The organism is Stenotrophomonas sp. STEN240 (assembly GCF_056756175.1).
On record NZ_JBRRBO010000021.1, the window covers coordinates 15093 to 33269 of the forward strand.

The window sequence follows — 18177 nt, forward strand, 5'->3', positions numbered from 1 at the left end:
GGTTCTCTAGCTGGGAATATTGCCCTTGACAAGCGAAGGCATGCGATCCAATTGCACCAAGTCATTGCCTGGGAATAGACCCTTTCTGTAGTAGTCGTGGCAGGCAGCGGCCAGCTGCCGGGTTCGCTCTTCCAGTGACGACCAGAGTGGATTCTTCTTCATCTTTCCAAAGGCGGCTGGCGTCATCCGCCAATCGGCCATCAACATCAGCAGCTCCCGCCACTGCGGGTCGTCAAGGGTATGTGCTTGTCCAATGGCTACGTCCATCGCCGTTACCCAGCGGTGGTTCTCAGGATGGCGCAGCACCCCAGAGTGATAGCTATTGGGTTCCAATGCGGAGACGTCAGTTGCCATACGCGCGCGGATCTCGTTGGCTGTTTCCTCGCGCATGACTCGAAAGCCCTGCATGTGCAGGGATTCAGATTCGCCGACAATCGGTTCCAGCTTGACCGTCTGGGTCTGATCGTCCGGCGCCTTGCCCTCATTGAATTGAGCGCGTATTTCCTGCACGTTGGGCATTCTGGAACTGGTTTCCAGTTCGATCCATTTGAACGAAGCCTTGGGGTTGCCCATTGCTATGGCCTTGCTCACATCATCCGGGCGATCTTTACCTACGGTGGTCGGGGTTCCTTTCACCTCTTCGCCGCCGAACAGCTGTGGTGCATGTTGCGGAGTCAAGGCTTCGCCATTGATTAAGCGCATCGTGCCTTCAATCACAGGCTCCAATGCCGCCGCTCCTATCACCCAGCTATCGCCTGGATAGCGAGGCTCATCCACTGCGCGCAGAAACTGGTTACGGGGAGGTTCCCCGACCACTACCGGCTTGGCGTTCCGATAGCGCTTGGTCCACATCCGCTGATAGAAACGCTTCTCGCGCAAGGTATCCATCGCTGGAAGCTGGCCGATGCTATCCGGCACGCCATAGGTACCTATCCCCGCTACCCTGTCCAGGGCCACGGTGGTGTCGTCGGGGCAGAAGTACAAAAACACCTTGCCGCGGTTGTCGCGCTCGGGAAACACCAGCATCTGGCCGTCTTTGCCGATCCGCTGGCCCTGCTCGGCCGTCCAGGCATTACCGGCCCGGCCATAGGATTCCTTCTGGCCCATTTGCATGTCTTTGAGCGACGGCGGGCCATAAGGTGCGCCGGTGACCTGATCGACAATGTCGATCAAGGTGCCGAGGGTGTCCGATCCTGCAGGAGTCGTCTTTGCCAAGAGCGAATAAGGTGTGTCGACCATGATGACGCAATCGGCACAGCGGTGGTTGCGCTCCACCAGCATTGCTTGCGCCAGAAGCGTGATCAGCGTGCCCTGGCTGTGGCCCATCACGGTGATGGTTTCGGATGGAAACTGACTCCGGATGGTCGCGATCAATGTCGCCAGCCGTTCTGCGGCAAGCACGTAATAGCGGCGATGTGGCCCCTTGCCAAAATATTGGGTGTTGGACGCCGCGAACTGGGCTATGTGGCGCATGCCATCGTCGAACCCCTTGCCATACATTTCCGGCAGGTTGTTGGTGGCATTGGCAAAGAAACCTCCGGCCTTGCCGAAGTTGCGGTCCAGGCGATTGCCGAAGCTATCTTGGTACTGGGTGCGTAGCTTGGTCGCACCGCCAGTTGCGTCGCGCTTGATATCTTCCTTGGCTGCCCGATAGCCCCAATAGAACGGGATCAGGACACTATTGGCACCCTCGTCCTTGCGCCGGTATAGATGGGTATCGGGATCATCAAGCGTGTCATTCTCATCCATCCCCCGGGTGCCTTCGGGCTTCTTCTTCGCAGCGGCATACGCAGCGCCATACACCCCAGGGTGCAGGTCGTCTCTATCCAGCCTTTCGTTCAAGCCTTGGCACAACCCGGTTTCCACGGATTGATAGCTAGCTCCCGGATCATTGACGCCATGTAGAAAGATCACGATGCCGGGGAGCTTGCGCGGCACTGCAACGTTCCTTGGCGTTTCGCTGTTTGGTGTCAGGCGGGTGTTGTCCAGTACTTTCTTGTTACGGTTGCTCATCGTCGCTGCTTCGGTTGAGGGGCGTGCCGAGGATTCGGTGGTTTGCTGTCTTCATGACATGACAGGATCGCGATCGCATCCGCATTGCAGATATGACGGGCTTTCAGTTGACGCAGCGCCGAGCTCTTGTTCCGAAATATCGTTTGGTCGCCCGCAGGACATAAGCAAGGCCTTATGGGCTGGGTACTGGCCCGCAGGCCAGCGCATAGGGTGTGCTACTTGGCGAGCAGACCCGCAAGGTTGATCGCACGGTGGTACGAATGATCGTGATCGCTTACCGCATGGGGATGAACTCGGAGATCGGTGGGCGTTGAGCCGCTGCACCGCGTCCATTTCAACGCCCACGCAGCTTTTCCAATGCCAACGATTGCACAATCCAGCGGCCGTCCTTCTCCGTCAGATGTGCGATATGCGACAACATGACGGCTGCGCGTGGCAGCTGTTGTCGCACCAGGACCGGTCGTCCGGCGCGCACCTGCAGTGTCCACAGCCCGATGCGGGCGACATGATCCGGTCCAATGAAACGTGTTGCCTGCCGGGCCTCTTCTGCCAAGATGGCGTAGTCCGCTTGCGGCAGCTGGCGTTGCAGCGCGGCTACCAATTCATGCTGGATGGCTTCAAGCTCGCCTTGATCTATACGGCGTTCTCCCGAAGCGAGTTTCAGAACAACATACGCAGGAAGACTGGGAGCGGTCACGGGCTGATCTCTCTGATTGATTTGTACACATCCGCCTGCCATCAAAAGCAGGCCTACAAGTACTGACGACATGATGTGTCTGGTGTGGAACAGTTGCGCTTTCATCATTGCAGGCCAGGGCATTTCCATACGGATTTCGGAATCGTCCGCTGTCCTTCAGTAACCATTTCCCCCGGATAGGTATCACCGAGAATAGGATCGCGCTGACTGCCATCACTCAGGATTGTCTGGCCGCTTTCCTTGTCGTGCCCGACAGGAATGGGACCATTCGCCGATGTCGGTATTGGATAGTGGTCGTTGACAAGGTCGCGGACTGCCTGACGATCGGGCACCACGCTTCCATCGGCGTTAGTCGTGCGGAGTACGTCGCCGCCCTGGCCTGGCAGGCCCTTCGCAATTGTCCAGGCTTCGGTGGCGTAGTAAGCGTCCTCTTCCTTCTCGCGCCAAGGCATGTCTTCTGGCTGATTCTGATGTCGGATTTCGTGATAGACCGTGTTCACTGCATCCTCCGGAGATGTGCCGCTCAGTAGCCCGATGACTTTGTCATCCGTGCTGGATGTGCCGCCTGCTTCGAAACGTTTGGTACCCCACTCGGTGCCATCGTAATAGACATCATCGAAGTAGATTCTATCCGCCACCTGCACATCGGTCTGCGCCAGCTGATCCACAACGGCCTTGTCGTCAGGACATAGAAGTTTGAGCAGGTCAGCGACCTTCCAGCTTGGCGGTATTGTCGCCGCATCCTTTGCCTCCTGCCTGGCGACAAGGCTGACCCGCGACATCTCGTCGCGCTCAACGCGCTCACTGTGTCCACTAGCGCTTACCTGCCCTTGCACCTTGCTGCCGTCGTCCAGCATCAGCTGGTAGGCAAGGCCAGTAGCCACGGCTGCGATATCGCCTTGATAGTGCAGGCGGTACTGCCGCGCAGCCGGGTCGCGCCCGAAGGAGGGGAGGGGCGAGTTGTCGGTCTTGGGGCCTTGCCAATCATGGCTGGCGGCATGCACCACCGCTTTGCCTTGCGTACCGATCTCCACGCCGTTGCCGATGCGGATATAGCTGCCATCATCAGCCACCAAACGGATGGTGGGCGCCGTAACCACCACCTCGCCTTCACTGGCCGACAGATGCAGGTTCTTCTGCGCGTTGATCGCGACGTCATCTTCCTGCGCCTGTATCAGCACCTTGCCGCTGTTGGCGATAGTGCGGATGCCTTCTTCCTGCGCATACAGCGACACGCCTTTGCCCGCATGCAGCCGGGTAGCGCCGCCGCTGACGGACTGCACGTTATCGGTGGCAGCTACGTCATGATTTTCGCCGGCATAATGCAGTTGTGATCGCGGGGTGCCGGTGACGATGCCTGCCGCACCGGCGATGGCGGCCACGGGCTCACCGCCCTCGCTGCCGGGTTCGGGCCAAGCCGCCAGAGCATCACGCAACTGCACCAAGCCGCCATCATCAGCGCCTTGTGCGCCGCGGGCCGCCGCGGTCTGGCCGAGGCCACGGAAAAGGCCAACGCATTCGTCCAGTAAAGTGGTCAACTCCTGGCGGTCGAGCTGCGTGCCCTGCGCCATGTGACGGGCATAGGTCGTCAGCAGCAGCCCTTGCGCCGCGCGCACCGCGATGGCGGCGTCGCTGCGCAGTTCCGCGCCATCGCCTCGCGGCTGCGACTCTCCGTCCTGACGCGGGGTGGTCAACTTGCCAAGATTCAACTCTGTGGCATGCGGTGTAGCCGCCAAGCGGGCGCGAACCTGTCCTGGCGTGTCGTCCATGAGCAGCTCGCTGTAGCCACTACCGTGGTGCTCGCGGGTGCGGATGCCGGACAGGGCGCGGTTGCCTGGCAAGCCGCGCATACCGCTGAATTCCGGTGGCGGATGTCGGCCGTTGTGGATGGTTCCGACAATGATGGGCCTGTCGATATCTCCGGCAATGAAATCAATCAGTACTTCGTGCCCAACTCTGGGCAAAAATTGATGGCCGAATCCTTCACCAGCGCTGGGCATGGCCACGCGTATCCAGGTTGACGAACGCTCATCGTGGTTGGCGGTGCCATTGGTATGCTCGTCCGGACGCTGTGCGTGTAATTGGACACGGATGCGGCCCAATTCGTCCGTGTACACCTCTTCGGCAGGCGGTCCCACTACGATTGCGGTTTGCGGGCCCGGGGCGGTTGGACGCGCCAGCCGGTCAGCATAGGCCGGCACCAACGGGACATCACGGCGCACTGCGCTGAAACGGCAGTAAACACTGTCTGTAGAATCAGGGTCATGCAGGTCATCGCTGCACTGGTCGATTTCTCTGTGCGCCTGCGCTCGCAAAGCTTCGGGCAGGGTCCAGGAGTCGGGAAGATTGTTGCGGGCCTTCAGGGTGATGCCAGTGACCACGAAGCTACGTTGCTCCGAGGTGTCATCGGCATGCGCAGGGTGGTCCTCCAGCAGAAAGCCTTGACCGGTCGCCAGCGTGCGTAGCCTTCCCTCGCCGTGAAATGTCTTGGCCTGTAGTTCCTGCGCCTGCATCCGCAACCGCGCATAGCGGTCCATGTCGGTGTTGTTGTCGGCGTAGTACTGGGTAAGGGCGCGGTACTCACTCAATGTAGAGGCAGCTTGCTCGCCGGCTTCACCTTGCCGCTCGATGCTGCGGTCCTTTCCCTGCAGGGCTTGAGCAGGCTTGTAGTCGTAGCTGGACATTTCTACCGACGAACCGATCAACTGTCGGTGCGCTCGCCAGTCGATAAGGATGTGTTCTTCCGGGCCGACCGTCTCTGCTTGAGCGCGGTATCGCAAGTGGTGGGTGATCTCACCTTCAGGAAGAAGGTCATCACTGAGTATCAGCTGATGTTGGGGCGCATCGGATTCAAAAGAGAACCGGTAGGTGATGCCTTCCTCGGCGAGCAGGCGTTCAATGAAGTCCTGGTCGCTTTCGTTGTACTGCACGCAGTATGAGCGCGGCTTGTACTCGCGCTGTAGCGTAGAGCTATGGGAGAACGCTGCGGCAATTTGTGAGTTTTTATACCGGTGCTCGTCCAGAATTGTCGCAACGATCTGCGGCACACTCTGGTCCTGGAATATCCGGCATGTAAGTCGGCGGCCAAGCAGCGACAGTGCAGATTCAACTCGCAGCCCGATCAGCGTGAAGCCGCTCGCGTCCCCCAGCGACTTCACCCCAGTCACGATGCCTGACAGCCAGCGACGTGCTCCCGGCGCGGTTGCCAGACCAAAGCCAACGGGCTGTCCAAGGAAGGTCTTGAGTTCAAGCGTATTGGATTGACGCAAACACAGGGCATTCAACTGGAAGGCGCTGTTGAGTACATCGCTATAGCTGATCGTGTAAGGCCATAAGCCCTCTGGTGGATCGGTACGTGTCCAGCGGATGTCGATCAGACGATGGTGCGACGAAATCGCATCGCTTCTGGTCTGTGCTTGCCAATCCATGCGTCCTTGCTCCATTCGCTGGGCGAACTGCAACTAATAGCAAGCCCCTGCAAGACATCACAATGAGACTGATCCCGAACTCCTGGACGGTTGGTGGCGCCAGAGGGAACATCCGTGGTCGGTCTGGTGCGTGTGATATGCGTGGATGGAGCGATATAGCTTGGCATGCTGAAAAACAACGTGCCTGGGAAGGTGCGGCGAAGGTGGTCAGATTCCTACCAGAGGAGCGGGCAGGCCAGTGCTTGATAACGATGCTCTACCCGTTTATCCGTCTGGTTACGTCGACCATCACCCCAGCAAATGCTCATCCGTAGCAACAACCCGCCCATACCCGAACTCAAACGACGCCATCATTGCCGCATGCACCTGCGCAGCGGGCGCCACAACGCCATTGAACTCCAGATCACGCGTAGCGCAGGCGTCGTGCAGCACGGTGACCGCATAGCCCATGTCGGCCGACGCGCGCACCACCGCATCCACGCACATATGGCTCATCGCGCCAACCACCACCACATCCTCGATCCCGCGCGCTTCAAGCTGCTGCTTCAGATCGGTATCGCGGAACGAATTGACGTGGTTCTTGACGATTACCGGCTCATCGCTGATGGGTGCGACAGCGCCCATGATCCGCACCCCGTCCGAGCCCGGCACGAAGATGGGCGCATCGCTGCTGGCGGATTCATGGCGGACATGCAGCACCGGCACGCCCTTGGCCCGCGCATCGGCAATCACGCGCACCGCATTGGCGGTGGCGGCATCAATGCCCACCAGCGGCAGCTTGCCGGTGGCAAGGTATTCATTCTGAAGATCGACGACGATAATGGCGCGCTTGCTCATGTACGGCTCCCTGATGGGTGGTTGAATGGTGTGGGAGAAGTCTCCGCGACCGGCCTGCCACCACGAAGAGGCGCTACCGACATTCTTGAGGGCTGTACCGACAGATGCGCACCGACGGTCACATCCAAGTGGGAATCCTGCTGTATCCCGGCGCCCAGCTGGCGGCGGTGCTCGGCCTGACCGACCTGTTCGCCCTGGCCGACAGGCTCTCCAGTGAACGCGCAACGCCCGCCGCCCCCGAACTGCAGGTCACGCACTGGCGCATCGAAGCGCCCGGCCAAGCGCCGCAAGCCGTCTACAGCTCAAGCCAGCCGCCAACCGGTACACCGCAGGTGATGATCCTGCCGCCCAGCATGCAGCCTCCGATTTCCACCGAAGCCGCCGCGCCCTACCTGGGCTGGCTGCGCGCATTGCACGACGACGGCACCACGCTCGCATCGGTTTGCGCCGGCGCATTCTTGCTGGCCGAAACAGGGCGCCTGGCCGGCCGCACCATCACCACCAACTGGCAATACGCCGAACTGCTGGCCGCGCGCTTTCCGGACGTGACGCTGGACGTGGACCAGATGCTCATCGACGGCGGCGACATCTTCAGCGCAGGCGGCGCCATGGCCTGGACCGACCTCGGCCTGCGGCTGGTAGACCGCTACCTCGGCGCCGTAGTAATGCTAGATGTCGCACGCACGCTATTGATCGATCCACCCGGCCGCCAACAGCGCTACTACAGCAGTTTTTCGCCACGCATGACGCACGGCGACGCCGCCGTGCTGGCCGTGCAGCAATGGCTGCACGACACCCACGCCAAACAGGTCGCGTCCGCCGAACTCGCACAACGCGCAGGGCTTGAAGAGCGCACCTTCCTGCGCCGCTTTCAGAAAGCCACCGGCATGACCGCCACCGAATACTGCCAACGCGTACGCGTAGCCCGCGCACGGGAGATGCTGCAGACCAGTAACGTGCCGCTGGAGCGGATTGCCTGGGACGTGGGTTACAGCGACCCGGGTTCGTTTCGGAAGGTGTTTAGTCGGATTGTGGGGTTGTCGCCGGGGGAGTATCGGCGGCGGTTTGGTGGGCGGTGATTGAGTAGTAATGAGCAGAGCGGAAAGTCCGCTCTGTTCTTGATGCTCTTGGTGGGAGCTTCCTTGTGCACTTTCGGCTGCTTTCGGCCAGAAGCGAACAGTTACAAACGCCTGAACTAAGCCGGGCCGAGAAGCAGCATCGGCTTGAATGAATTATTGGACCGCTGACCCGCATCCATGTGGTTCCAGTAGTCTGAACAACCGATCCATCTGGCGGTTCAAAAGCCAAACGCCATGATCGAAATTATTCTGGTTCCCGGCAAGCACTCTCTGGATTTCTATTACCTGTAAGTCCCAGTCCCAATCGACGCCAGATGCGCTGCGAACGACCAACGCTGTACGCGCTCCATAATTTTTCTAAAGTTTCTCATGTACTCGCTGAAGCAAGGACTCCGTGACATTACCTTGGAGATTGCTCGCTGGCCGACTCGGATGGAAGTTTGCCATGTTGAGATGATCAGACCGGCCGAGTGCCGCTTGAATGTCTCGGGGGCAATCCTCCGCGAGAGTGATCTCAAGCCCGAGCCGCTTGCCGTCAGCGTCAAAGCATACTACATCAGGGCTGTCCGAAAGCTCTCCGAATTTGTAGGAAGTTCCTTGCTCCGCGTTGTATAGAGCGAGAAATCCGATTGCGGTCGCCACCTCGATCTTCTGCTTCTCGTTCACGGATTCCCCCCCCGAGCGGTCTAACACCTGAGTTAAGTCTCGCCACAAAGCGCGACGGATCGAATGAATGGCTAGGTTGCGCGCGCGCCCGCCAACCCGCGCAACCTACTCTCCAGAAGATCTTTGAGTTCCTTCATGCTCCTAAAAAATATGACCGGATAGTCCTTAAGATCGAACTCCAAACGTGTGCCTTCCCGCGCTATGTAGATAGGTGTTTTGCGTAGTCCCTGGGCATAGCCAGCTTCATAAAAGACGTTGGGACGGGATCCTGTAAGGTCAACGATGACGTACTCAGCCTTACGAATCGATTCCAGGATTCTGTCGGTGATGCGTTCGTTTGAATGTGGTTCGTCGACGCGCTCTGCTTGAACGCCACAACGTTTTGCTGCCTCTTTGATCGCATCAAGCACATCCTCAAGCTGTGCATCGGCCGGATCTATTGGCATTGCGATGAAAGCGTAGCCCTTCTGAACTGGATCGGGCGCCGCAATTGCCTTGGGCAACTTTGGCTCACGCGGCGGCTCCTTTAATACACCGATCGTCTTGTCAATCATATCGACCACGTGCCCCATAAGATTCATGAGGTATGGAGGACTAAACATCATTGCGAACGGATCAACGTTCTGCATGACCAAGCCACCCACAGCTGGTGGCGGTGAAATGGTCATAGTGAAAAAGCACCCGGCTTCAATCGTCTCGCGGCGCACCCAGAGAGTGTTCTCACTGATCCATGAGCGAGTCTCTACGTCATGACTTTTCTGCCATTGGAACAACTTGGCTTTGTACTCTCGGAGCTTCTGAATTTTCTCGGTGGCCTCCACGATCCCTCCTTGCAAGCTAGCGTCTGTACCAAACAGCCCCGCGGAGCGGGTTCGGCTCGAATGAATTGCTAGGCCGCGACATCGACATGCTCTTCGGCCAGATTGTCTGCCTGTTGCCGAGTATCGGTTAGGGAGATGGGCTGTTGCTCGTGCCACCACTTTCCTTGCCACTGCGGCGCACCGTTGCCCCGGATGAACAGTCGGATTCGAAAGCCGCCAGGAACAAGATGTACGCAAGCAAGCTTTGAGCCGTCTCGTGAAACGATGGAGGAAAGCAGATCCCGCGACTCAGGCTCCACTACGTGGAAGTTTGCCCCAGCAATCTCGATAACGTGCATAGCAGTCTAACGCTTGAGTTAAGCCGCGCTACGAAGCGACGTCGGCTTGAATGAATTGTTAGGCATCACGGCTTTACCCAATACTGATGCTGCATAGCCTCCAGAACAAAGGCAAGAAGCAAGTGCAACCCCGATTTCTCTATGCCAAGTTTCCGGCGTTCGCGCCCTTGCAGCCCACCGGCTACTAAATTGAGCACCTCATGGAGAGCAATTGATTGTTCACTGCCAGCTGGGTACAAGCTGAAGTCACAGACTCCTGGCAGCTTCTTGTTGATGTCTTCGAGCAGAGTCCCTCTCTCAATACCTCTATAGATCTCATCGAACGAGAGAGAATTCCCATGACCCGCTTCAATGGCCGCGTTTGCTTCAAACCCGACTAGAGCAAGTGTACTTAGCCACGGCTTTTTTTCAGTCACTACATACTCCTTGTGTGATACCTAACTACCTAGTAGACGGACCCGTCAGTCTGGCCATATGACTTATCCACAGCACACCATATAGCGGGCTATCCCCTGATTAAGCTCGATCTTAGGGCCACTGGGTCCAGCGAACAACCCAGCGTACAATCGGATCCAGAGGAGGACTCAGTGACCACCGCAAGCTCGCTTCGGTAGAAGTGCAGATGTCCGTTCGGGGTCGCATGATGCCGAGCGGCCAATTGCGGACACTCAAAATTCGAACACAGATCGCCACGTGGCTGACGCACCACTAGCGCTCGCGCATTGTTAGCGATGCAACATAACTATCGGTGACCGGCAGCTCATGTGGATTGGCTTTCAGCACAGACATCCCCGCCTGCCGAACGGGCTCACCTTGGAGCAACCCAGCGATCCGCCAACCGCATGGCTGAGTTGTCTTGCTTGGCAAATAATGTGTTTTTTTACTTCGGATGCTACCCGACACCATGGATCTAGGAATCTGCAAAACTTGCATCGTAGACGACTTCCTGAGAGTGGAGATCGAATCCAACTCGGCAATGGTTGACTGCACTGAATGCAGCAAGAAGCGCAAAGGCATCTCTATCAATGATCTTGGCCGAAGACTCGAAGGCATACTTCGGCGATATTACGTTGTGGGCGAAGAAACTAAACACTTTGCAGGCGTCGATGACGACAGGGGCTCCTGGCAGCAACTAGGAGATGATCTCTCGGATATCGTTCAAGATGTACTTGGCGAGTGTTACAACTGCCACTCATCCATTGTTGAGGCGGTCAAAGAAGCTGAGGACTGCGATCCGCAGTCTGGCGACTACGGGTACTGGTGCGATGGAACCAACTACCAGTTTAGGTTTATCCAATACGAACCCAGCGCCTTCCCCGGCTGGCATGAGACGAAAGCAGAGCTTAAGCACGGTCGAAGATTCTTTAGTCCGGTAGCGGCGTCGATGTTCGCGGCACTCTTCGAAGGCATTGATGACATCACAGCACGTGTGGACGGAAATCAGGGACCTGTGTGCTATAGCCTCCCCTTGGATGCACAACTGTTTCGCTCTCGGGTCGTAGACTCTGAATCAATGCAGCTGGCGGTAACTGCAGCACCTGCGCGTCAAGTGGGACCGCCTCCGCCCGAACTGGCGAGAAGCGGCCGTATGAACGCTGAAGGCGTATCGGTGCTTTATGCATCAAATGAGGCTAAAACCTGCGTGTCAGAGATGCGCCCGGCGATCGGGAGTACTTTGGCTGTAGTCGAGCTGAGAACCACGCGCAAACTTCGTGTGCTGGATCTCCGTAGACTCGAGAAGGCTTGGGCCAAGCACAGCCTGTTTGATCCAAAATACTCAGAGAAACGCATCCGTTTCGCGGCGCTTCGTCAGTTGCATGAGCAAGTATCCCAACCAATTTTACCTGGGAGAGAGTCCGACTACATCGTGACCCAGACGATGGCGGAGTATCTGGCCCACGTATGCGACAAACCATTTGACGGGATAGTATTCCGTTCGGCACAAGACGCCCAAGGGACCAACATCGTGCTCTTCGCACGTGGAAAGCCTTTTGACGGCAAGCTATCCTCAAAATTCGGCGTAAAATACAAAAAAGATAGCCTTAGCTTTGTTCGCATTAGATCTGTCAAAATCGAGTCCGAGAGTCTATCCATCGTCAAACTTCAGGGTCATTCATATTTGCTCGATGCCAAGGGACGCGCCGAATTCAACGAGCTATAGAGCAGCTTTTGCAAGCAAGCCTGTGTTGGGCTCGGCCAATGTCCGCTGCCGGCCAGTAGGGGGCGTTCAACGGCTGAATTAAGCCGCGCCGTGAAACGGCGTCGGCTTGAATGAATTGTTAGGCGCGCTACTTGAGTAGCTTGTCAACTTCATGATCGATGCTGGCGATGTGCTTGTTGGCGGCTACAGTCATTTCAAGAAGCAGGTGTTTCATTTTTGTGTGGTCTCGTTCTTTACTATCCAAGTGGTCATAGTACAGCTTGCGAACTTCTCGTGAAGCATGAACGCTGATAGCGCCCATCATGCTAATTGGATAATTGCGTTCCTGTAGTGCGGCCGGCAGCTTTTGGAAGATATCTGCGTAGATCCGCTCAAGGCCTTCCTTCCTGCGGCGAAGGATTTCGATGCGTTTCTCAAGCCGCCATTGTGTATGAGTTGTACGTAGAGTGATGAGGGGAACGATGCTTGCAACGGCAGCACCGATCAAAACTCCCCATAGTTGGCTATCCATACACTCTCCATAGGCACTTAACGCCTGGATTAAGCCGAGCCGCGAAGCGGCTTCGGCTTGAATGAATTGTTAAGCCCCGGCTGCGCGCCTAGTGAGCCAGCCCGAGAATGCATTGAGGCGAGCCAAGAGCCCCGCCGTGCTTTCACAAGAGCCTGGCTCGGAGAATACAAGCTCATTGGACGGTTGCTCCGTGACCAGTATGTCTAGGCAAAGCGCATGATCCCAGGCAGTAATGTCAACCAGGAGATCCTCTGACTGGTACCAAGTCGATAGGATCTCGGCGGGAAGCTCAAGCCGTTCAAACTTGAGCTGCCTAAGACCGAGCTGTTCGTGATTTGCAAGGAGCCACGCTGAAACAAAGGCTCTCGCGGTCTCTAAATTGGAAGTCTCGGTCATGCTCAATCCGGGGCCTAACGCCTGAACTAAGCCGACCCGCGAAGCGGGTTCGGCTTGAATGAACGGTTAGGCCGCATGGTAGTAGGCCGCCCAGACCCGTGAGCTCATCAAGATAAGAAAGCCGAGAACAACTAGGCGGTTACGCCAAGCATAAGTGGTCTCTGCCCGGCGACCTGCGGACTCCATTTGCTTGTTGATGCTTGGCAAAGCGTGATCAATTGCCGCGATCTCCGCTTGGGCGTGCTGCAATGAATAGACTTGCCCTGTCGCTGAGTTCAAGAACGGAGCCCCGCTTGCGAGCTGTTAAGTGAGTAGCCCTCGCTGCTCGTTGGCTCTCAGGTACTTGTGATTGAGGCTTGTGAGAAAGATGGTCGACTCGACGCGAAAGAAGCCGCAGAGCGCTGAGCCGAACAAAGCGGCTAGTGCCAGAAGTTCCAAGGTTTTGGGATTTGACCCAACTACTTCCGCCTGAAATCCATTGGCGATGTAGGCACAGAGGGCGCCAAGAATCCCAAGAACGAAGTAGTCGAACTTCTCTGCGGAAGTTCGCCAGGTGTCATATAGACGGTCGCTACGCTCTATGGTCATACGGTCTAACTACCTAATGGACGGACCCGTGGGTCCGGTTATACGACTTACCCACAAAGCACCGTATGGGGGACTTCTCCCTTGATACGGCTCGCTCTTAGGGCGCCTGAGTCCAGCTAACAAGCCAACGTACAACCGGACCCAGCGGTAGGCTCGGCGACCTCGGCAAGCTGAGGGTGCAAATGGCCGCATTGGGTCGCATGACGCCCTGCGGCCAGTAACGGACATTCGACTCCGGAATTAAGCTGACCCGCGCAGCGGGTTCGGCTTGAATGAATTGTTAGGGTTTTGCCTGAATTGTCATATAAAGGCCAAATATAGTAAGCGCAATACCGGTAAGGTTAAGAATCATGCCAAGCCAATTCAAGCCAGGCCCTGTGCTCCAAGCAGATAGTGCTTGCTTCCAGTATGCTTGATCGAGGTGGAAATGTCGGACGCCCCTTTCGTACTTTGAGCTATTAGAGAAGCGCGAATTCTTAACCAGCTTGAGTAGGTTCGGCTTGATCAAAGGCAACTGCACTGATGCATCAGCGTTGAGTGCCTCCAACTCAATTTCGTAGAGCTGGTTACTTGCTTTTCCATTTGCTGAATTTACAAGCACAAATTGATCCAGAGACAATCTAAAACTCTCGGTTGCTCTGACAAGCAGATAGTTCAAACGGTCGTTGCGAACGCTGATGAGCTTAGAAAATGATCGCCCTGAAAGCTCTGGAAAGTGCACATCCACGTACTGCTTAAAGTTTGTGCTCTCTAGATCCTTAAGTTCCTGTGCGCTAATGTTGAACTCATGCTCGGCCCGTTTCAGCTCGCCAGCGCTTTGGCTCGTTAATGTCTTGATGATGAGTTTTGTGGCGTCCCCGACATGGCGTACGCGGAGTAACGAATGAATCTCAAATAGCTGAAGATCCTCGGTATCGTAGTAGACATCATTGATCGTCTTTGTTCCTTCCAGCGAGATGCTGAACTGACCTGTGCCGATAAATCCTTGAAGTGTATCTTCGAGTTCGTCGGTGCTTTTGCTCCGGAGGGAGGTGAGCAGCTTTATCTGCTGGCCAGGCGCAGGTACTACCTTGATCTCATGCTCTTCCGTGGGTTTCACTGCAATCTCCGTTAAAGCCCAACTACCTAATAGACGGACCCGCGGGTCCGGTTATACGACTTATCCACAAAGCGCGGTATGGTGGGCTTTGCCCTTGATGCAGCTCGATCTTAGGACGGCTGGGTCAGGCTAACAAGCCGACGTATAACCGGGCCCACCGGAGGGCTCGGCGGCCGCGCCAATGGCCGCTATGGGACGGAAGCAAACGTTGGTCTAAGTGCATTGCTACAGGCGTTCTTACGTTCCTGCATGTTTCCTGCCTTGCTTCGGAACTCGACGCCTGCCGCGTGCTTTCGAAATTCCATGCAGTCTCGCCGAGCAGTTAGATGGGCTGAGTTGGCATGGGCAGCCCTGATCTTCGGCTATCGCGGATTATCAGGCTTCTTTCGGCGTTGCTGCGAGATGCCGCTCCCTGATGTAAAGAAAAAGAGGTAGCGCTAAGGACGGACCAATCACGATGCTGGACAGCGGCATCCACAGACGACGCATTCCAAGTCTGTGTCCCTCAGCACAAATGAGTGCGATGGTCGCAAGGCCCGAAATGAGGACATCCGCCCAAGCGAACGCTGCGATATTGCTGGACGTCGCCTGCTGCAGTAGGAGCGGCACATTGAGGCCGTTGGCGTATAGCCATGGCACAAACTGGGCTAGGGGCAGGGCGGTGCCCGCGATGCAGAGAAGTAGGTAAACAAACCGCATGTTGCTCTCCGGCTGAGTCGATTGGTTGTCTCTGGTGTGGATTATCGCTTGGACCAAGGAATCCTGGGCCTTGGTGAGCGCTGAGCTCGGGAGTTTCAGCGCGATCCAGGAAGGCCAGTCCGCCATTGTTTCCGACGCCCGTAAGAGCTCGGCGGTACTAAGCAGCACATAGGCGCGCTCAGCCCCCAACCACCCATTACCGATAGACATTCCCGCAGCCCCTGCACACTGGCATGCTGTCGCCTGCTCATCAGGGGATGAAAGTCGATGTTTCGATCTGTTGTTCTTGCGGCTGCACTATTTGCAGCACTTCCCGCGCGCGCGGAGCTGGCTTTCGAGGCGCCGGTGGCCTGCGCCGATGCGGATTCGTCTCCTGCGCTGGAAGGCAGCCTTTGTGTCAGCACCCATGTTCCGCTGCGGCATGAATCGCCGGCCGATGGTTCGCTGAAGCTGTTCGTGCGGTGGTTTCCCGCTGAGGCTGCAGAGCGGCGCGGGGAGGTTTGGCTGTTGGCCGGTGGGCCTGGTGAGTCCGGGGCGTCCTTGTATCCGGTGGTTGCCACCTTCCGGCGTGCGTTTCCCGGTTATGACCTGGTGATTCCGGACCATCGTGGCGTGGGCCGGTCGGAGCGCATCTGTCCGGTGCAGGAGGCTGCGGACAGCGCGGATGGTGTTGGGCTGGCCGGGGACGAGTGGGGTGGCTGCATTGGTGCGATGTATGCGGATGCGGCGCGTACGCAGGCGTTCTCGGTGACCGAGGCGGCGCAGGATCTTGCGCTGCTGATGTCGCGCTATCGGGGCAGTGGGCCGACCTATCTGTACGGGGTGTCGTACGGCACGCAGCTGGCCTTGCGTACGCTGCAGGTAGCGCCGATGCCGCTGGATGGTTTGATCCTGGATGGGCTGGTGCCGCTGGAGACCACCGAGCAGTGGGATCTGAGCCGGCGCACGGCGCTGGTGGATGCGGTGGGGCGTGCGGTGCTGGGCGAGCAGAAGGTGGCGGTCTATCAGCGTGTGCTGGCCGCTGCGCCGACGGCGTCGTGGAAGGGCGAGGTGCCGGGTGGTGATCTGCGCCGGTTGCTGGGCTCGCTGCTGAACTTCCCTGCGCTGCGTGCGCGTATTCCCGACATCGTTGATGGGCTGGCGGTGGACGATACGTCCGCGCTGCTGGCAACGGTGGCGGAGTTGAAGACGGCGATGGCGGGGATGGGGCAGGGTGGTAACAACCAGCCTTCGTTGCCGCTGGTGATGTTGATCTCGGCGTCGGAGAACAATGCGCGGCCGGGGCTTACGCGCGAGCTGGTGGAGCAGGAGGCGGCTGGGGCCTTGTTTGTCAGCGCAATTCCGGGGTTTCTGGTCGGGGCGCCTGTGCCTGCTTATGCCAAGGATGTTTGGTTTGGGAAGTCGCCTGGTGCGTTACCCAGGACTTTGGTTGTGCATGGGACCTTGGATCCGAATACGGCGTATGCGGGGGCGGTGGAGCATGCGGCGGTGCTGGGGAAGGCTGGGGAGGTGAGTTTCAGTACGGTGGAGGGTGGGGCGCATTTGCTGTCTTACTTTGCGCCTGGGTGTTTTGTTGAGGCGGTTGGGGCGTTTGTTGGGGGTGGGGAGGTTGGTGGTAGGTGTGTTGAGCGGTGAGGTTGATTTAGGTTTTACGGCTGAGTTTGGTTGGGGGGTTGGAGGTTTGGGGTTGGTGGTTTTGTTCTGCCCTCACCCCAACCCCTCTCCCGCAGGGAGAGGGGCTTTGGTCTTGCCGGTTCGGGGCTATCCGGTTGCGTCACAGATTGCTGGGTTTGGGCGCGTCGGCTCCAGCGTTAGTCGCTGCACATCTGAGAACAGCTGCTCCACCGGCATGCCGAACGGCGCGAACAAACGCAGCCGTCCTTCGCGGTCGAATACGTAGCCGCCTGCGGTGTGGCTCATCGAGTAGGCGCCGGGGTGCTTGCCTTCTTCGCGGTCGTAGAAGGCTTTGAAGGATGCTGCCATTGCGGCCAGTTGCGCATCGTCACCAACCAGCGCTGTCGCAGTCGGGTCAAACGCTTTTACATAAGTTTCGGCAACAGCTGGGGTGTCGCGGGCCGGGTCTACGGTGACGAAGATCACCTGCAGTTTGTCGGCGTCCGAGCCCATCAGGTGCTTTACGCGGTTCAACTCCACCATGGTGGTGGGGCAGACGTCCGGGCAGCTGGTGAAGCCGAAGAACAGGTAGGTCACTTTGCCGTTTAGGTCAGCCTGGCTGCGGGTTATGCCTGTGCTGTCCGGCATCGTCCATTGCTGGCCGAGTGCTTCGCAGGCGATGTCCTTGCCATAGAAATCTACTTTTGGTTTTGCGGCGCAGGCGATCAGCAGCAGGGTGGTGGCGCTTATCGCGATGGTGGACAGGTGCAGTTTGCGGGCCAGTGCGGCGAGGCCGCTGGCGGGGGTGTTGGTGCGGGACATGGCTATGGTCGATGAAGGACGGACAGCCGAACTGCATGCAACGGGCCGGCAGTGTGTGCCGGCCCGTTGCGTGCGTCAGTTGACCATCATGTGGAAGTGCATGCTCCAGATGATCCAGATGGAGAGTGCTACCACGATGAAAAGAATGACCAGCGTGAAAACAAAACTGGCCAGGTTCCAGCCGCCCTCCGAGGAGCGGTTCATGTGCAGGAAGTACACCAGCTGCACGATGATCTGCACGACGGCAAAGCCGACCAGCAGGGCCATCGTCAGTGGCCGCGACAGCGTCGGGTTCATCACCAGCATGAAGGGGATGACGGTGAGCACAGCGCAGATCACGAAACCGATCAGGTAGGACTTGGTGGAGCCATGTCCGCTGCCGGCGCGGGAGGTGTCGTTGTCGGACAT

14 protein-coding genes are annotated in these 18177 nt (G+C 57.8%); 3 read left to right on the forward strand and 11 right to left on the reverse strand.

Annotation, left to right across the window (positions count from 1 at the left end; genetic code table 11):
- Positions 1-6: 6 nt before the first annotated feature.
- The 4 genes from ACVOKO_RS11095 to ACVOKO_RS11110 form a co-directional block, all read right to left on the reverse strand.
- The gene (locus ACVOKO_RS11095; protein WP_346498967.1) at positions 7-2013 is read right to left on the reverse strand and encodes a T6SS effector phospholipase Tle3 domain-containing protein; all 2007 of its coding nucleotides are present in this window, start codon (positions 2011-2013) and stop codon (positions 7-9) included.
- Between the two features lie 334 nt (positions 2014-2347).
- On the reverse strand, positions 2348-2815 hold the full coding sequence (locus ACVOKO_RS11100) for a hypothetical protein (protein WP_346498968.1): 468 nt from the start codon (positions 2813-2815) through the stop codon (positions 2348-2350).
- Positions 2815-6138, reverse strand: coding sequence for a type VI secretion system Vgr family protein (locus tag ACVOKO_RS11105; protein WP_346498969.1), 3324 nt, complete (start codon positions 6136-6138; stop codon positions 2815-2817). The genes ACVOKO_RS11100 and ACVOKO_RS11105 overlap by 1 nt, the downstream gene beginning before the upstream one ends.
- Before the next feature lie 288 nt (positions 6139-6426).
- The gene (locus tag ACVOKO_RS11110) at positions 6427-6975 is read right to left on the reverse strand and encodes a cysteine hydrolase family protein (RefSeq protein WP_346498970.1); all 549 of its coding nucleotides are present in this window, start codon (positions 6973-6975) and stop codon (positions 6427-6429) included.
- A 104-nt stretch (positions 6976-7079) separates the two neighbouring features.
- Here ACVOKO_RS11110 and ACVOKO_RS11115 point away from each other — a divergent pair, with 104 nt between their 5' ends.
- Positions 7080-8054 (forward strand): GlxA family transcriptional regulator, encoded by a 975-nt coding sequence (locus tag ACVOKO_RS11115; protein WP_346498971.1) that lies wholly within the window; start codon positions 7080-7082, stop codon positions 8052-8054.
- A 737-nt stretch (positions 8055-8791) separates the two neighbouring features.
- Here ACVOKO_RS11115 and ACVOKO_RS11120 read toward each other — a convergent pair.
- Both ACVOKO_RS11120 and ACVOKO_RS11125 read right to left on the reverse strand, forming a co-directional pair.
- Complete coding sequence (locus ACVOKO_RS11120) at positions 8792-9541, reverse strand: hypothetical protein (protein WP_346498972.1); 750 nt, start codon at positions 9539-9541, stop codon at positions 8792-8794.
- Positions 9542-9944: 403 nt separating this feature from the next.
- Positions 9945-10295: a hypothetical protein gene (locus ACVOKO_RS11125; protein WP_346498973.1), complete on the reverse strand. Its 351-nt coding sequence runs from the start codon at positions 10293-10295 to the stop codon at positions 9945-9947.
- Between the two features lie 536 nt (positions 10296-10831).
- Here ACVOKO_RS11125 and ACVOKO_RS11130 point away from each other — a divergent pair.
- Complete coding sequence (locus ACVOKO_RS11130; RefSeq protein ID WP_346498974.1) at positions 10832-12040, forward strand: RES family NAD+ phosphorylase; 1209 nt, start codon at positions 10832-10834, stop codon at positions 12038-12040.
- A 127-nt stretch (positions 12041-12167) separates the two neighbouring features.
- Here ACVOKO_RS11130 and ACVOKO_RS11135 read toward each other — a convergent pair whose 3' ends face one another.
- The 3 genes from ACVOKO_RS11135 to ACVOKO_RS11145 all read right to left on the reverse strand — a co-directional run bounded on the left by ACVOKO_RS11135 (position 12168) and on the right by ACVOKO_RS11145 (position 15543).
- Positions 12168-12551, reverse strand: a complete 384-nt coding sequence (locus ACVOKO_RS11135; protein WP_346498975.1) for a hypothetical protein — start codon at positions 12549-12551, stop codon at positions 12168-12170.
- A 1264-nt stretch (positions 12552-13815) separates the two neighbouring features.
- Positions 13816-14634 (reverse strand): CYTH domain-containing protein, encoded by an 819-nt coding sequence (locus ACVOKO_RS11140; RefSeq protein ID WP_346498976.1) that lies wholly within the window; start codon positions 14632-14634, stop codon positions 13816-13818.
- A 375-nt stretch (positions 14635-15009) separates the two neighbouring features.
- Positions 15010-15543 carry a DUF2834 domain-containing protein gene (locus ACVOKO_RS11145; protein ID WP_346498977.1) on the reverse strand — a complete coding sequence of 178 codons (534 nt, stop codon included), beginning with the start codon at positions 15541-15543 and terminating at the stop codon, positions 15010-15012.
- 57 nt (positions 15544-15600) lie between these two features.
- On the opposite strand from ACVOKO_RS11145, the gene ACVOKO_RS11150 reads away from it, so the two are divergent.
- Positions 15601-16968 carry an alpha/beta hydrolase gene (locus ACVOKO_RS11150; protein ID WP_346498978.1) on the forward strand — a complete coding sequence of 456 codons (1368 nt, stop codon included), beginning with the start codon at positions 15601-15603 and terminating at the stop codon, positions 16966-16968.
- 126 nt (positions 16969-17094) lie between these two features.
- On the opposite strand, the gene ACVOKO_RS11155 is transcribed toward ACVOKO_RS11150, so the two are convergent.
- Positions 17095-17769 carry an SCO family protein gene (locus ACVOKO_RS11155; protein ID WP_346498979.1) on the reverse strand — a complete coding sequence of 225 codons (675 nt, stop codon included), beginning with the start codon at positions 17767-17769 and terminating at the stop codon, positions 17095-17097.
- Between the two features lie 75 nt (positions 17770-17844).
- Positions 17845-18177, reverse strand: a complete 333-nt coding sequence (gene cyoD / locus ACVOKO_RS11160; RefSeq protein ID WP_057627619.1) for a cytochrome o ubiquinol oxidase subunit IV — start codon at positions 18175-18177, stop codon at positions 17845-17847.

Coding starts and splice junctions, on each gene's coding strand:
- ACVOKO_RS11150 (WP_346498978.1), top strand. CDS start 15,601: ATGTTTCGATCTGTTGTTCTTGCGGCTGCACTATTTGCAGCACTTCCC.
- ACVOKO_RS11145 (WP_346498977.1), bottom strand. CDS start 15,543: ATGTCTATCGGTAATGGGTGGTTGGGGGCTGAGCGCGCCTATGTGCTG.
- ACVOKO_RS11100 (WP_346498968.1), bottom strand. CDS start 2,815: ATGAAAGCGCAACTGTTCCACACCAGACACATCATGTCGTCAGTACTT.
- ACVOKO_RS11110 (WP_346498970.1), bottom strand. CDS start 6,975: ATGAGCAAGCGCGCCATTATCGTCGTCGATCTTCAGAATGAATACCTT.
- ACVOKO_RS11135 (WP_346498975.1), bottom strand. CDS start 12,551: ATGGATAGCCAACTATGGGGAGTTTTGATCGGTGCTGCCGTTGCAAGC.
- cyoD (WP_057627619.1), bottom strand. CDS start 18,177: ATGTCCGACAACGACACCTCCCGCGCCGGCAGCGGACATGGCTCCACC.
- ACVOKO_RS11095 (WP_346498967.1), bottom strand. CDS start 2,013: ATGAGCAACCGTAACAAGAAAGTACTGGACAACACCCGCCTGACACCA.
- ACVOKO_RS11155 (WP_346498979.1), bottom strand. CDS start 17,769: ATGTCCCGCACCAACACCCCCGCCAGCGGCCTCGCCGCACTGGCCCGC.
- ACVOKO_RS11105 (WP_346498969.1), bottom strand. CDS start 6,138: ATGGATTGGCAAGCACAGACCAGAAGCGATGCGATTTCGTCGCACCAT.
- ACVOKO_RS11115 (WP_346498971.1), top strand. CDS start 7,080: ATGCGCACCGACGGTCACATCCAAGTGGGAATCCTGCTGTATCCCGGC.